Source organism: Janthinobacterium goodfellowi, assembly GCF_051380695.1.
Taxonomy (GTDB): Bacteria; Pseudomonadota; Gammaproteobacteria; order Burkholderiales; family Burkholderiaceae_D; genus Janthinobacterium.
This window is the reverse complement of record NZ_JBNYXN010000001.1, coordinates 1663430-1678732: the sequence shown is the minus strand read 5'-3', so window position 1 is coordinate 1678732 and position 15303 is coordinate 1663430. Positions and strand designations below refer to the sequence as shown.

The 15303-nt window shown below is 62.1% G+C and carries 13 protein-coding genes; 11 read left to right on the top strand and 2 right to left on the bottom strand.

All coding sequences use genetic code 11. From position 1 onward, the window contains the following. The first annotated feature begins 101 nt into the window (after positions 1-101). The 3 genes from ACQ4WQ_RS07570 (at position 102) to ACQ4WQ_RS07560 (ending at position 2391) form a co-directional block, all read left to right on the top strand. Positions 102-1445, top strand: coding sequence for a diguanylate cyclase domain-containing protein (locus ACQ4WQ_RS07570; RefSeq protein ID WP_436495821.1), 1344 nt, complete (start codon positions 102-104; stop codon positions 1443-1445). A 47-nt stretch (positions 1446-1492) separates the two neighbouring features. After that, positions 1493-1879 (top strand): hypothetical protein, encoded by a 387-nt coding sequence (locus ACQ4WQ_RS07565; protein WP_436495819.1) that lies wholly within the window; start codon positions 1493-1495, stop codon positions 1877-1879. A 68-nt stretch (positions 1880-1947) separates the two neighbouring features. Beyond that, positions 1948-2391 carry a DUF411 domain-containing protein gene (locus ACQ4WQ_RS07560; RefSeq protein ID WP_436495817.1) on the top strand — a complete coding sequence of 148 codons (444 nt, stop codon included), beginning with the start codon at positions 1948-1950 and terminating at the stop codon, positions 2389-2391. 93 nt (positions 2392-2484) lie between these two features. On the opposite strand, the gene ACQ4WQ_RS07555 is transcribed toward ACQ4WQ_RS07560, so the two are convergent. Both ACQ4WQ_RS07555 and ACQ4WQ_RS07550 read right to left on the bottom strand, forming a co-directional pair. After that, positions 2485-4716: an NADP-dependent isocitrate dehydrogenase gene (locus tag ACQ4WQ_RS07555; protein ID WP_326459141.1), complete on the bottom strand. Its 2232-nt coding sequence runs from the start codon at positions 4714-4716 to the stop codon at positions 2485-2487. A gap of 356 nt (positions 4717-5072) precedes the next feature. Beyond that, a complete protein-coding gene (locus tag ACQ4WQ_RS07550) occupies positions 5073-5885 on the bottom strand; it encodes a DNA-binding transcriptional regulator (protein WP_436495815.1) in 813 nt (270 codons plus the stop codon). 151 nt (positions 5886-6036) lie between these two features. On the opposite strand from ACQ4WQ_RS07550, the gene ACQ4WQ_RS07545 reads away from it, so the two are divergent. The 8 genes from ACQ4WQ_RS07545 to ACQ4WQ_RS07510 all read left to right on the top strand — a co-directional run bounded on the left by ACQ4WQ_RS07545 (position 6037) and on the right by ACQ4WQ_RS07510 (position 15293). Further along, positions 6037-7878, top strand: a complete 1842-nt coding sequence (locus tag ACQ4WQ_RS07545) for a bifunctional 3-(3-hydroxy-phenyl)propionate/3-hydroxycinnamic acid hydroxylase (protein ID WP_436495982.1) — start codon at positions 6037-6039, stop codon at positions 7876-7878. 1 nt (position 7879) lies between these two features. Then, positions 7880-8821, top strand: a complete 942-nt coding sequence (locus ACQ4WQ_RS07540) for a 3-carboxyethylcatechol 2,3-dioxygenase (RefSeq protein WP_326459143.1) — start codon at positions 7880-7882, stop codon at positions 8819-8821. A gap of 14 nt (positions 8822-8835) precedes the next feature. Then, positions 8836-9624, top strand: a complete 789-nt coding sequence (mhpD, locus tag ACQ4WQ_RS07535) for a 2-keto-4-pentenoate hydratase (protein ID WP_436495813.1) — start codon at positions 8836-8838, stop codon at positions 9622-9624. Between the two features lie 20 nt (positions 9625-9644). Next, positions 9645-10616: an acetaldehyde dehydrogenase (acetylating) gene (locus ACQ4WQ_RS07530; protein WP_436495811.1), complete on the top strand. Its 972-nt coding sequence runs from the start codon at positions 9645-9647 to the stop codon at positions 10614-10616. An 11-nt stretch (positions 10617-10627) separates the two neighbouring features. Next, complete coding sequence (dmpG, locus tag ACQ4WQ_RS07525) at positions 10628-11653, top strand: 4-hydroxy-2-oxovalerate aldolase (protein WP_326459146.1); 1026 nt, start codon at positions 10628-10630, stop codon at positions 11651-11653. Positions 11654-11720: 67 nt separating this feature from the next. Next, positions 11721-12974, top strand: a complete 1254-nt coding sequence (mhpT, locus tag ACQ4WQ_RS07520; protein WP_436495809.1) for a 3-(3-hydroxy-phenyl)propionate transporter MhpT — start codon at positions 11721-11723, stop codon at positions 12972-12974. Between the two features lie 14 nt (positions 12975-12988). Beyond that, a complete protein-coding gene (locus ACQ4WQ_RS07515; protein WP_436495807.1) occupies positions 12989-13852 on the top strand; it encodes an alpha/beta fold hydrolase in 864 nt (287 codons plus the stop codon). Positions 13853-14291: 439 nt separating this feature from the next. Then, positions 14292-15293, top strand: coding sequence for a hypothetical protein (locus ACQ4WQ_RS07510; RefSeq protein ID WP_436495805.1), 1002 nt, complete (start codon positions 14292-14294; stop codon positions 15291-15293). Positions 15294-15303: the final 10 nt, after the last annotated feature.

Here is a 15303-nt window from a genome sequence, read left to right as displayed (position 1 = left end):
AAAGCATGAGCGTCGGGTAAATGAAACATTTTCATGCCGTCCACCTTGCTTGCCGCAACAAGTTGAATCGCTGCCGGGAATGTCCATTAGAATGCTTTTCTATGGAACACAAGATTCTGCACGCCCCGCTGGCCAGCTTTACCGACTTGTTGCTCGACGCCGTGTGCATGGTCGATGTGGAGGGACGCTTCGTCTTCGTCAGCACCGCTTGCGAGCGTATCTTCGGCTATACGCAGCAGGAAATGATCGGCAAGCTCATGCTCGACATGGTCGCCCCCGCCGACCGCGCCCGTACGCTGGCGGCCGCGCGCGCCATCATGGATGGCCATGCGCAGACGCACTTTGAAAACCGCTACCTGCGCAAGGATGGCAGCCTGGCCCACATCATGTGGTCGGCCCGCTGGTCCGCCGCCGACCAGTTGCGCGTGGCCGTGGCGCGCGATATCACCTTGCTGAAACAGGCGCAGGCAAAGCAGGCCGCGCTGTACGCCATTTCCGAAGCCATGCAGGCGACGCAGGACTTGCCCGCCTTGCTGCACCGCATCCAGCACATCATCGGAGAACACTTGCCGACGCGTAGCCTGACCTTGCTGCTGCAGGACGAACATGGCGCGCAGCCTTTGATGACCTGCCATGCCGGCGACAGCGCGCCCCAGCCGACGTCGCCCCTGGCCAGCCTGCTGTGCGACGAAGTCCTGCGCAGCGGCCGTCCCCTGCTGCTGCAGGCGGGACAACTGGCCGGCCTGCCGCCCGCGCTGCAAATGGCGGCCGGCGCCCTGTCGTCGTGCTGGCTGGCCGTGCCCCTGTATTCCTCGCTGGGCAGCATCGGCGCGCTGGCCTTGCAAGGCGAGCAGGATGCCGTCATCGGCACGGCGCAAGACCAGGATTTGCTGCAATTTGTCGCCAAGCAGCTAGCCATCGCCATCGAGCGCCGGCAGTTGCAGACGCAAATGCAGTTCATGGCCATGCACGACGAGCTGACCCGTTTGCCGAACCGCCGCCTGTTCCACGACCGCCTGCACACGGCATTCGCCCGCGCGCACCGCCAGGAAGGCCGGCTGTCGCTGCTGTTCCTGGACCTCGACAACTTCAAGCGCGTCAACGACGACCACGGCCATGCCTGTGGCGACCTGCTGCTGCAAACGGTGGCGAACCGCCTGCGCGATTGCATGCGCGAAACCGACACCCTGGCCAGGATGGGCGGCGATGAATTCGTCGTGCTTCTGGAAAGTAACGCCACGCCGGCGGACGTCAGCCTGATCGAGCAAAAGATCCATGCGGCCCTGGCCGCACCGGTGCACCTGGGCAACGGCCAACAGCTGCAGATCGCCGTCAGCATCGGCGTGGCCCACTATCCGGAAGATGGCGATACCATGCAACTGTTGCTGCGCCATGCGGATCGGGCCATGTATGCATCGAAAGTGCTTGCCGCGGCCTCGCGCTAGAGGAAGCCTCTCCTGGCGACAGTACCCCCATGCTATACTTTCCGGCGATGCTGAGACTCTTCAAAACATGGCTGATCCTGCTGCTGATCGCGGCGGTGCCGCTGCAGGCGGCGGCCGCCGGCGCCATGCGGACGTGCGCGCCGCGCGCGGCCTTGCCTGCCGCCGCGATGGCAGCGGCTTGCCAGCATCACGCTGCGCAGTCATCCGCCATCACGGACAGCGCCGGCACGCCGGAAGACAGCAAAACCCCTGCCAAGCATCCCGCATGCGGCGCCTGTTCCCTCTTTTGCCTGGGCGCCTTGATGCCGCCCGGCCTCGCCCTGCCTGCCGCGCCCGTCAACGGCGCGGAACATGCGGCCCTGACTACTGCGACCTTGCTGCCGGGATTCATTCCCGACGGCCCGCGCCGCCCCCCGCGGCCGCTTTCCGCATAAATTCCAAGCTCGCCCCAAGCAGGCCATCAACGTGGCCACGATTGAGTTTATTTATCTGAAAGCAACACATGATCAAACATTGCATGCTGCGCGGCGCCTTCGCCGCCATGTTGGGCTTGCCCACGTTCGCCATGGCGGCCCTGCCCGTCATTGAAGTCTACAAGAGCGCCTCGTGCGGCTGCTGTTCCGAATGGATCAAGCACCTGGAAGCGAACGGTTTTACCGTGCGCACGAAAAATGTCGAGATGCCGGCGCAATACCGCAAGCTGGCCGGCATTCCCGATGCGCTCGGCTCCTGCCACACGGGCCTCGTCAACGGCTACGCCATCGAAGGCCATGTGCCGGCCAGCGACATCAAGCAGCTGCTGCGCGAGAAACCCAAGGCGAAGGGCCTGGCCGTGCCGGCAATGCCGATGGGCTCGCCAGGCATGGAGGGACCGCGCAAGGATGCGTACGACGTCTTGCTGGTCAAGAATAATGGCAGCACCACGGTCTACAAGCACTACCAGTAAGATGCAGGGGAAATGAAAAACGCCGCCGGAATCGCTTCCGGCGGCGTTTTTTTTGTGTCAGGCAGTCAAGGACTTACTGCCTGTAGGACGGCATCAGATGGTGTCGAGCACGGCATTCAGGCTGGCGCTAGGACGCATGACCGCTTCCGTCTTCGCCGGATCTGGCAGGTAGTAGCCGCCGATATCCGTTTCCTTGCCCTGCACTGCTTTCAGCTCGGCAACGATCTTCTCTTCGTTGTCGGCCAGGGCTTTCGCCACTGGCGCGAAGTGCGCCGCCAGTTCCGCGTCGTCCTTCTGCGCTGCCAGGGCTTGCGCCCAATACATGGCCAGGTAGAAATGGCTGCCGCGGTTGTCCAGTTCGCCGGTGCGTGGCGATGGCGACTTGTTGTTGTCCAGCAGCTTGCCGGTGGCTTCGTCGAGGGTTTTCGCGAGGATCTTGGCCTTCGCATTGCCCGTCTTGATGCCCATGTCTTCCAGCGACACGGCCAGGGCCAGGAACTCGCCCAGCGAATCCCAGCGCAGATGGTTTTCTTCCACCAGCTGCTTGACGTGTTTCGGTGCCGAACCGCCGGCGCCCGTTTCGTACATGCCGCCACCGGCCATCAGCGGCACGATCGACAGCATCTTGGCGGACGTGCCCAGTTCCAGGATCGGGAACAGATCGGTCAGGTAGTCGCGCAGGATGTTGCCGGTCACCGAGATGGTGTCCAGGCCGCGGAACGCGCGTTCCAGGGTGTAGCGCATAGCGCGCGTCTGCGACATGATCTGGATGTCCAGGCCCTTGGTGTCGTGATCCTTCAGGTAAACCTGTACCTTCTTGATGACTTCGTTCTCGTGCGGACGGTAGGAATCGAGCCAGAACACGGCAGGCATGCCCGAGTTGCGCGCACGGGTGACGGCCAGCTTGACCCAGTCGCGGATCGGTGCGTCCTTGACCTGGCACATGCGCCAGATATCGCCCTCTTCCACCGTTTGCGTCAGCAGCACTTCGCCCGTTTCCAGGTCGGTGATGTTGGCCGTGCCGCCTTCAGGCACTTCAAACGTCTTGTCGTGCGAACCGTATTCTTCCGCTTGCTGCGCCATCAGGCCCACGTTCGGCACGGTGCCCATGGTCTTCGGATCGAAGTTGCCATGCCATTTGCAGAAACCGATCATTTCCTGGTAAATGCGCGCGAAAGTCGATTCCGGCATGACTGCCTTGACGTCTTTCGGACGGCCATCGGCGCCCCACATCTTGCCGCCGATACGGATCATGGCGGGCATCGACGCGTCGACGATGATGTCGTTCGGCGAGTGGAAGTTGGTGATGCCCTTGGCCGAATCGACCATGGCCAGTTCCGGACGATTCGCGTGGCAGGCGTGCAAATCTTTCAATACTTCATCTTTTTGCGACGCTGGCAGGGTCTCGATCTTGTCGTACAGGTTGCTCATGCCATTGTTGACATTGACGCCCAGCTTGTCGAACAGTTCCGCGTGCTTGGCGAACGCGTCCTTGTAGAAAATGCGCACGCAGTGGCCGAAGACGATCGGGTGCGACACTTTCATCATGGTGGCCTTGACGTGCAGCGAGAACATCACGCCCGTCTTGAAGGCGTCGTCGATTTCCTTCTCGTAGAACTCCAGCAGCGCTTTCTTGCTCATGAACATGCTGTCGATGATTTCGCCCGCTTGCAGGGAAACCTTCGGTTTCAGCACGATGGTCTTGCCCGAAGCCGTGACCAGTTCCATCTTGACATCGCGCGCCTTTTCCAGGGTCAGCGATTTTTCGCCATGGTAAAAGTCGCCATGGTGCATGTGCGAAACGTGGGTTTGCGATGCCTGGCTCCACTCGCCCATCGAATGCGGGTGCTTGCGTGCATACTCCTTGACGGCCTTCGGTGCGCGGCGGTCGGAATTGCCTTCACGCAGGACCGGATTGACCGAGCTGCCGATGCATTTGCCGTAGCGGGCCTTCAAGGCTTTTTCTTCTTCGGTCTTCGCATCTTCCGGATAGTCGGGCAGCTTGTAACCACGGCCTTGCAATTCGCGCACGCAAGCGATCAACTGGCCTTGCGAGGCGCTGATGTTCGGCAGTTTGATGATGTTGGTGTCCGGATTCTGGGTCAATTTGCCCAGTTCAGCCAGGGTATTCGGGACTTTTTGCGCGTCCGTCAGGAATTCGGGAAATTCAGCCAGTACACGTGCCGCCACCGAAATATCGCTGGAGACGACGTCCACGCCGGCCGGCGCGGTGAATTTTTTGATAATCGGCAGCAGGGAATACGTCGCGAGCAGCGGCGCCTCGTCAGTCAGCGTGTAGATGATTTTGGATTTTTGTGTTGCCATGTTCATTCCCTTGTATGCGGTGATGCCTGGTGGTTAACTTTCTTCATTCCAAACACAGGACGGTTAGCCTTGCTTTGGACGGCTAGTGTGCCGGCGGTGACGCCGTGCTTGCCCACCACGTATTTTAGACTGTCCTGCCGCTGTTTGTGTATCCGATGGCGACGAATCTTATATAAGACAGCAAATATCTGAAGCAGACGGAGGAATAGGACGGTTTTAGACGGGAAAGTGGCGCAAGCGAGCCAGTGCCGCATGTATTCACCAATGGAAACAAATATACAAATACAAATATATTTGAGCAAATCGGGTCGCGTTCACGCGTTTTGACGATCCCGCGCACGTTCGTCAACGCCAGGCTATAAAGGTGTAGCAACTGTTTGGACAAGCCCGGCCTCGAGTGCCACACTGATATCCAGCGCTGCGCGCTGCAACTCTGGCAAGAACTTGCGCTGGGCCTCCGCCAGACTAACCGCACGGCTCAGGTACACCACGTTCAGGCTGCCCCGCACACTGCCGTTGGCAAACACGGGAACCGCCAGCGCCCCGATCTTCGCTTGCGCCGCCCAGTCACCGCTGTTGCCGCCGTATCCTTCATCGCGTACCCGTTTGATCAGCGCGCGCACCAGCGCCACATTTCTTGCCATAGTCTGCTGTTCTTCGCCGCCGGCGCCTGCGCGCAGCAGTTCCAGGATTTCTTCCCGCTCTACCTCGGCGCAGTTCGCGAAGTAAGCCCTGCCAGCGGCAGTCAATAACATGGGCAAGCGCCGCCCGACCATTGCGCGGTGAAAGGAAAGTGGACTGAATCGATGCGTGGTTTCGCGGATGATCATGGCGTCGCCGTCCGGCGTGGTAAGGTCCGACGGCCAGGTTATCCGTTGCAGCAAGCGCCCCATGATCGGCGGCGCCACCGTTGCGATACGCTCGGCATCGGTAAAGCCTTCACTCAGCGCACGTACCGACAACGTCAGGCGGAAGCTGTCGTCGGAGCGGCTCCTGCGCACGTACCCCTCCTCCATCAGCGTTTCGAGCAGGCGTCGCACTGTGGTCCGGTGCAGCCCTGTCAGATCGGCGAGCTGCTGGCTGGTCGCGCGTCCGCCTTCCATCGAGTTCAACGCCTTGAGCACCTGCAGGCCGCGCGCCAGTCCCTGTACGCTGGTATAAACAGTCAAGAAAAATCCCTTTAGAATCAGTGATGTGCATAATATGCACAAGTTGTACATATTATTGAGCAAGTTATCCCCTACGCCTAGACTGCATGCAGAACGCGATCTACAGAACGCGCAAATCATTCAGGAGACGATGATGGATAATGCCAGCAATATGGCGATCGACAACGATCGCCACCCCAACGATACGCAATTCATCGAGACCGACGTCGCCATCATCGGCGCCGGACCGGTCGGATTGATGATTGCAAACATCCTCGGCTTGCAAGGCGTCCGCGTGACGCTGATTGAAAAGCTCGGTGAAATCATCGATTATCCGCGCGCCATCGGACTCGATGACGAGGCCTTGCGCGTATTTCAATCGGTTGGACTGGCGGATGAGCTACTGCCCCATACTACACCCAATCACTGGATGCGTTTCACGTTGCGCGGCCAGTGCTTCGCATCGATCGAGCCACGCAGTGATGAGTTCGGCTGGCCACGCCGCAACGCTTTCATTCAACCGCTGGCTGACGGCATTCTGTACCAAGGATTGAACCGTTTTGCGCACGTGGACAGGCTGCTCGGCCACAACGTCGAGCGCTTCAGCCAGGATACGAGCGGCGTCACCATCGAGCTTAGCGATGCAAATGGCGCGCGCAAGACCGCCCGCGCCGGCTACCTGGTGGGTGCCGATGGCGGCAACAGCTTTGTGCGGCGCACGCTCAACCTGCCGTTCGAAGGCCGCACCAAGCCCAATCAGTGGATTGTCATCGATGTGCGCAATGATCCGATCGGCTCACCGCACGTCTACCTGCATTGCGACGCCAAGCGTCCCTACGTGTCGGCAGCGCTGCCGCATGGCATCCGCCGTTTCGAATTTATGGTGATGCCAGGCGAAACGGAAGAAGAGTTGTCGAAGCCCCATAATCTGGCGGCGCTGATGCGCAACGTCGTGGCCGAACCCGACAAGGTGGACTATATCCGCAAGCGCGTCTACACGCACAACGCGCGGCTGGCGTCCACCTTCCGCGTGCAACGCATACTGCTGGCTGGCGACGCCGCCCATGTCATGCCGGTGTGGCAGGGCCAGGGCTACAACAGCGGCATCCGCGACGCGAGCAATCTGGGCTGGAAGCTGGCAGCGGTCGTCAAGGGGCAGGCGCATGGCGCCCTCCTCGATACCTACACGATGGAACGCCGTGCGCATGTCCGCTCGATGATCCACCTGTCGGAGGTGGCGGGCGACATCTTTGCCCCGACCAGCCGCCTGGGCTCATGGGTGCGCGACCGTTTTGTCGGCACCTTCAACACCCTGCCTTCGCTTAAGCGCTATGTGGTTGAGATGCGCTTCAAGCCGATGCCACGCTACGAAGAAGGTGCGGTCCTGTCGCCAGCGCGTGCGCGCCGTGACGGCATGCTGGCGCGGATACTGGACAGGATGGGCCATACCGCGCCAGGCCGGCTGCTGGGCTTGATGAGCGAAAAACGCGAGTCCGCCATTGGCCGCATGGTATATGGCCGCGATCCCTGTGCGGCGACGCCCGTCGGTCGCATGTTCATTCAACCGCTGGTGCGGCAAGAAGACAAGAGCATCGTGCGCTTCGACGACGCCATTGGCAACCGTTTCGCCATCATTGGCTGGGGCGCCGACCCGACCTTCGGCTTGACATCGGAGGCGCGTGCCATCTGGGCCGCGCTCGGCGGCTGCTTTGTCATCGCCAAGCCCGATACGCAGATGCGTTTCCACGACGACGTGCCCGCCGGTGTGATCGCCATCGGCGATATCGACGGTCGCCTGAAGGATTGGTTTGCTGACGTGCCGGAGTCGGTCGTCCTGTTGCGGCCGGACCGCTTTGTCGCGGCAATGTGCGCACCGCAACTGGTGTCCGATACGGTCGTGCGTCTGGGGCGGCAGTTATCGATGCAGCCTGTAGCGGCGCCGTACCCGCAGCGCGATGCCGAGGTTCCGTGCCCCATGGCGGCCGGCTTGCGCTCCACTGCAGCGGAGGCATGATATGGCGACCATCCATCTTGAATGCATGTCACACTCGCCTCTGCATGGCTACCACGACCCGGCACCCGACATAGTCGAGGAAGTCGAGCGCATGCAAGCGGCGGCGCGTGCCCGGGTCGCCGCCTTCGATCCTGAGCTGGTGATCATATTTGCCCCCGATCATTACAACGGTTTCTTCTACGAGGTCATGCCGCAATTTTGCATCGGCGTGCAAGCCACGGCCATCGGCGATTTCAACAGCCCTGCCGGACCGCTGCCGGTCGATGGCGAGGCGGCGCTCGCCCTGGCGCAGGCCGCATTGGCCAACGATATCGACATCGCCGTTTCCTACCGCATGCAAGTCGACCATGGCTGCGCGCAAGCGCTCGACGTGCTGACCGGTGGCATAGACCGTTATCCAGTGGTGCCGGTCTTCATCAATTCCGTCGCGCCGCCGATGGCGACATGCCGTCGCGCCCGCCTGCTGGGCGATGCCATCGGCCGTTACCTCGCCGGCATGGACCGCCGCGTGCTGCTGATTGGTTCGGGTGGCATTTCGCACGAACCGCCGGTGCCGGAAATCGTCGGCGCGGACGCAGTTGTGGCCGAGCGATTGATCGCCGGCCGCAATCCCACGCCCGCATCGCGCGACGCCCGCCAGGCCCGCACCGTCGCCGCGGCACAAGCCTTCGCCGCAGGAGATAGCCGCTTGCATCCGCTCAATCCGGCGTGGGACCGCGCCTTCCTCGACGTGCTGCAGCGTGGAGAAATCACTGCGGTTGACGGCTACACGAATGCGGCGATCGCGCGCGAAGGCGGCAAGTCCGCACATGAAATCCGCACCTGGGTGGCGGCATTCGGCGCCTTGGCGGCAAGCGGCCCGTACCAGGCTTGCATCGACTATTACCGCCCGATTCCCGAGTGGATCGCCGGCTTTGGCGCCATGCATGCGCGCGCACTCTAACCAAGGAAACCACCATGTCTGACCAAGCACTCATCGAGTTGCTCGCCGCTCGCTTGCGGCAAGCCGAACAAACCCGCGCACCGATAGACCCGGTACGCGCCGAGCTGGCGCACGGCGACGCCATGCTGGCCTACGCCGTGCAGCAGGCCAACGTCCGGGCGCGCAGCGCCCAGGGTGAACGCATCGTCGGCAGAAAGATCGGCCTGACCTCGGCCGCCGTACAGCGGCAACTGGGCGTCGACCAACCCGACTTCGGCACGCTGTTCGCGGCCATGGCCTATGGCGACAACCAGCCCATGGCGCTGTCGTCGCTGATCCAACCCAAGGTGGAAGCGGAAATCGCCTTGGTGCTGCAACGCGACCTGACCGCCGACAAGCATACCTACGCTGACATTATCGGCGCGACCGCCTATGCCGTGGCCGCGATTGAAGTGGTGGACAGCCGGGTGCGCAACTGGGACATCCGCTTTGCCGATACGGTCGCCGACAACGCATCGAGCGCGCTGTTCGTGCTGGGCAGCCGTCCTGTGCCGCTGCGCGAACTCGATCTGACGGCCTGCGCGATGACGTTGTCCCAGGGCGACGAAGTGCTGTCGCGCGGCACCGGCGCGGCCTGTCTGGGCAATCCGCTCAACGCCGCTGTCTGGCTGGCGGACCGCATGGTGCAGCTGGGCACGCCGTTGCGCGCCGGCGACATCGTGCTGACCGGCGCGCTTGGCCCCATGGTCGCGGTCACGCAGCCGGGCATCTACACCGTACAGATCGACGGACTGGGCAGCGTGCGCGCCGCCTTCAGCGCTTAATTCACCCTCACGGAGACACCATGACATACGACGATACCAATACGCCGCGGCCTGGCAAACGCAAGGCTGCCATCATCGGATCCGGCAACATCGGCACCGACCTGATGATCAAGATCATGCGCCACAGCCAGCATCTGGAGGTGGCGGCGATGGTCGGCATCGATCCGGCCTCGGACGGCCTGGCGCGCGCGGCGCGCCTGGGCGTAGCCACCACGCACGAAGGCGTCGAGGGACTGGCGCGTTTGCCGGTATTCGACGAGATCGAATTCGTGTTCGACGCCACCTCGGCCGGCGCCCACGTCACAAACGATGCCTTCCTGCGCCAGCTCAAGCCCGGCATCCGCCTGATCGACCTGACACCGGCCGCCATCGGCCCATACTGCGTGCCGGTCGTCAACCTGGATGCCCATCTGGAAGCGCTCAATGTCAACATGGTTACCTGCGGCGGCCAGGCAACAATACCGATGGTGGCGGCCGTAAGCCGTGTGGCGAAGGTGCATTACGCGGAAATCATCGCCTCGATCAGCAGTAAATCGGCCGGACCGGGTACCCGCGCCAATATCGACGAATTCACCGAGACCACCTCGAAAGCGATCGAAGTGGTCGGCGGCGCAGCCAAAGGCAAGGCCATCATCGTGCTGAATCCGGCGGAACCGCCGCTGATGATGCGCGACACCATCTACGTGCTTTCCGACGTCGCCGACCGCGCACGCATCGAGGCATCCATCGCCGAAATGGCGGCCGCCGTGCACGCCTATGTGCCTGGCTACCATCTGAAGCAGCAGGTGCAGTTCGATGAGATCCCGGCCGATGCACCGCTCAATATTCCGGGCCTGGGCCTGCTCAGCGGACTGAAGACCACGATCTTCGTCGAGGTGGAAGGCGCAGCCCACTACCTGCCGGCCTATGCGGGCAACCTGGATATCATGACCTCGGCCGCCCTCGCGACCGCCGAGCGTATGGCAGCAAAGATGCTCACGGCACAACGATAAGGCGGAACAATATGACTAAGAAACTCTACATCTCGGACGTGACGCTGCGCGATGGCATGCATGCGATCCGCCACCAGTATTCGATCCAGAACGTGCAGGACATTGCCCGCGCCCTCGACAAGGCCGGCGTGGACAGCATCGAGGTAGCCCACGGCGATGGCCTGCAAGGCTCCAGCTTCAACTACGGCTTCGGCCGGCACAGCGACCTGGAATGGATCGAAGCGGTAGCCGACGTGGTGCAGCATGCCGCCATCGCCACCCTGCTGCTGCCCGGTATCGGCACGATCCACGACCTGAAGGATGCCTACAACGCTGGCGCGCGCACCGTGCGCGTCGCCACCCACTGCACCGAAGCGGATATCTCGCAACAGCATATCGCCCATGCACGCGAACTGGGCATGGACACGGTCGGCTTCCTGATGATGAGCCACATGATCACACCAGCGCAACTGGCCATCCAGGCGAAGAAGATGGAAAGCTACGGCGCCACCTGTGTGTACGTGGTGGATTCGGGTGGCGCGATGAATATGAATGACATCCGCGAGCGCTTCGATGCACTCAAGGGCACGCTGGATCCCGCTACGCAGACCGGCATGCATGCCCATCACAACCTCAGCCTGGGCGTGGCCAATTCGATCGCGGCGGTGGAAGCCGGTTGCGACCGTATCGACGCCAGTCTGGCCGGCATGGGTGCGGGCGCTGGCAATGCGCCGCTGGAAGTGTTCATCGCCGCCGCCGAGCGCCTGGGCTGGAACCATGGCACCGATCTCTATACCTTGCTCGATGCGGCAGACGACATCGTGCGTCCCCTGCAGGACCGGCCGGTGCGCGTAGATCGTGAAACGCTGGCGCTCGGTTATGCGGGCGTCTATTCAAGCTTTTTGCGCCACGCCGAAACGGCGGCCGGCAAATATAACCTGAAAACGATCGATATCCTGGTCGAACTGGGCAAGCGTCGCATGGTCGGCGGCCAGGAGGACATGATCGTCGATGTGGCACTGGATCTGAAGAAACGCATGGAGTCCGCTGCGCAGTAAATTTCATTGATTTTCACCGTAGCGTAGCGCCAACAAGAGCGTCGCTCATCACAACCAGGAGACCTGTATGAAATCGTTAAATGACCAGCGCCTGCCCTCAGGAGGCGTGCTTACTATTGCACTATGTTTCGTCGTCGCGTTGCTCGAGGGGCTGGACCTGCAATCGACCGGCGTGGCGGCACCGCGCATGGCGCGCGAACTGATGTTGGCGAAAGACCAGCTGGGGTGGGCGTTCAGCATCGGGGCGCTGGGCTTGCTGCCCGGTGCGGCGATCGGCGGCAGGCTGGCGGACCGGCTCGGCCGCAAACCTGTGCTCATGCTGTCGGTCGCCCTCTTCGGCATTTTCTCCATGGCCACCACAATGGCATGGGATTTGAACAGCCTGCTCGCGGCGCGCTTTTTGACAGGACTGGGTGTAGGCGCCGCCATGCCAAACCTGGTAGCGCTGTGCTCCGAAGCGGCACCGCCAGAACGACGTGGGGCGGCGGTCGGCGCCATGTATTGCGGGATGCCGTTTGGCGCGGCACTGGCGGCCGTGATCGGCATCGCCAGTCCCGGGGATCATGACTGGCGCCATATCTTTTACATCGGCAGTATCGGGCCGCTGCTAACGCTGCCGCTGCTGGCACTATTCCTGCGCGAGTCCAACCGTTTTGAAACGCTGGCGCGCCAGGCCAGCGCCAGCGTTTCCGTCAGCATCAGTAACGCGCTGTGGCGGGAAGGCCGCGCCGGCACCACGCTGGCCCTGTGGTGCAGCTATCTGGGCACCCTGGTCGTGTTGTACTTCCTGATGAACTGGTTGCCCTCGATGGTCCTCAATCGCGGCCTGACGCCCGTGCAAGCCGGTGTGGTGCAGATGATGTTCAATATTGGCGGCGGTGTCGGCGCGGTGACGATCGCCAGCTTCACGGACCGCCTGGGCCGGAGGTCCACGCTGATCGGCACCTATATCGGCATCGCGCTGGCCCTGTGCGCACTTGCCGGCGCCACCGGCGGCACGTCGATGGCGCTGGGCGGCCTTCTGGCCGGCCTGTTTCTGGTGGGGGCGCAATCGGTGCTGTATGCGCTTGCCGGGGCCGCCTACCCCACGCACATCCGGGGTACCGGCGTTGGCGCGGCGATCGCCGTTGGCCGCGTAGGCTCGATGGTTGGCCCGCTGCTCGCCGGCCAACTGCTGGCGCTGGGACAAAGCCCTGCCACGCTGGTCATGGCCAGCATCCCTCTTATCGTCATCGCGGCAATCAGCGCGCTCGTGCTGGTCTCCAATTTCCCGCGCGAGGCGCTGCCGGCGTCGCGCGTTTTCAACAATAAGTCCATCTGAACAAAGGAAGCACTATGACGACGAATCAAACCAACAGTGACGTTACCAGCAAATTCGCGAATGTCATCGAAGGCGGCACCGAACTGCGTCTTCACTACAACGTCGCCGGCGACGGTGCCCAGGTCGTGGTGATGCTGCACGGCTCGGGTCCCGGCGCCAGCGGCTGGGCCAATTTCAACGCCAATGTCCAGGCGTTTGTCGATGCCGGCTACCGCGTGATCCTGCCCGACTTTCCAGGCTGGGGTCAAAGCGACACGGTGGTATGCACCGGCTCGCGCTCGGACCTCAACGCGCGCGTCCTGAAGAGCCTGCTCGACCAGCTGGACGTGCAAAGCGCTGATCTGATCGGCAATTCCATGGGCGGCCACAGTGCGGTGGCCTTCACGCTGGCGTATCCCGAGCGCGTCGGAAAGCTGGTGCTGATGGGCGGCGGCACGGGTGGACCGAGCCAGTTCGTGCCCATGCCAACCGAAGGCATCAAGCTGTTGCAGGGCCTGTACCGGGAACCGACACTCGACAATCTGAAGAAGATGCTCAACGTTTTCGTGTATGACGCGGGCAGCATGACGGAAGAATTGATGCAAACGCGACTGGCGAACATCGTGGCCCGCCAGGATCACCTGGAGAGCTTCGTCAAGAGCAGCGCGGCCAACCCGAAACAGTTTCCGGACTACGGCCATCGCCTGCATGAAATCAAGTCCGCCGCCTTGATTATATGGGGTCGCGATGACCGTTTCGTGCCGCTCGATGTCGGCCTGCGTCTGGCCGCCGGCTTGCCCAATGCCGACATGCATATTTTCGGCCGCTGCGGACACTGGGCACAATGGGAGCATGCCGAAAAATTCAACCGGATGGTGTTGGAGTTTTTCGCGCGCTAATGGCGGCATCGCTATAAAATACTCAAACAAGAAGTTAATCAGACATCATGTATTGCCCTGCCGGACCTCAAGCAACGCGGGTCAAGCTGGAGGCTCCGGAGCCCCCCCCCCGGACGCAGAGCCGCAATTGAAAAGATCGATGTTGAATCCGGGCGCTGCTTTATTGAGTTCGAGTGGCGACCCGGCGTCCTTGATGCATTGATTCAGTTCCTGTCGTACTGGAGCACGAATGTCAGCAACAGCGTGTCGGTAATAGGCGGCCTGATCTGTCGAAGAATTTGACAGCCGCCACAGCAACTGCTGCTTCCCCACCTCAATGTTCTTTATGAATCAAGAACTTGCGCCTCTTGGCCCTGTTCTTGCTCTGGCACGTGTGCAGACAAAACCTGCCTGCGAGGCCTGTCTTTCCCCTACTCGCAGCACTTTGAAAGAGGACGTCATGAAAACCTTTGCTCGAACAATTGCGGCGGCATGCGCGCGCTGCCTCTGCTACGGCGGCACCGCGCTGGCCGCCGCCAGCCTGCTGATGGCGGCGCCGGCCGCTGACGCGGCATCGGCCCGCACCGACCTGCTGAGCGGTGCCGGCAACGGCTGGCTGGCCAGTCCCAACGGCGTCAGCGGCTGGATCCCCGCCTATGGGCCCTATCCCAATCCCCACACCATGCCCAATCCCTTCCTGAATGCGCTGGGGATACATGCCAAGCTGATGTGGTACTGGCCCGGCCCCGGCGTTCCCGAGGCCGGCAGTCCGCCGACCACCGCATATTTCCGCCACCAGCTTCACCTGGAGCCGGAAAATGGGATGAAACCGCAAATCGTCGCGCTGGTGGCGGCGGACGACGAGATGACCCTGACGGTCAATGGCATTCCAGTCGGCACTTACCAGTTGTCTGCACATATGATGCCCAACGGTCAGCCTGCGGCCGTGGCGATCGACATGACGCCAGCACTGCGGCTCGGCGACAACCAGATCGATATCCGGGCGACCGACAGTGGGGTGTATCACTGGGTCTTTTTTGACAGCTACAACATCAATGCATCACCAGAACAGGTACTGGTGCAACGAGCGCCGGCCCAGATCAGCCTGGTCGGCGACAAGGATGACTTCCATCCCGGCGACCTGGCCGACACGACGCCCAAGTCGCAGCATGTGCTCGACATGCAGGACAAGCTCGTGGCGGCACCCGCCATCGACCTGGACCAGCCTGCACGGAACCAGTCGGTGGGACTGACGCATGAGATCGCTGTACCGGAAGGCGCCATCATCACCTCGGCCACCGTCAAACTGCATGTCAAGATGACGGGCGACATCGTCGACAATGACGTCATCCTTTTTAACCAGAGTAATGTTCCCGACCAGGGGCAATCGAGCAGGGTCATCGCCCTGCACGACCTGCTGGGCTTTCCGCCACAAGCGGGCGCTACCTACGATCTGGTATAGAACCTGGCGA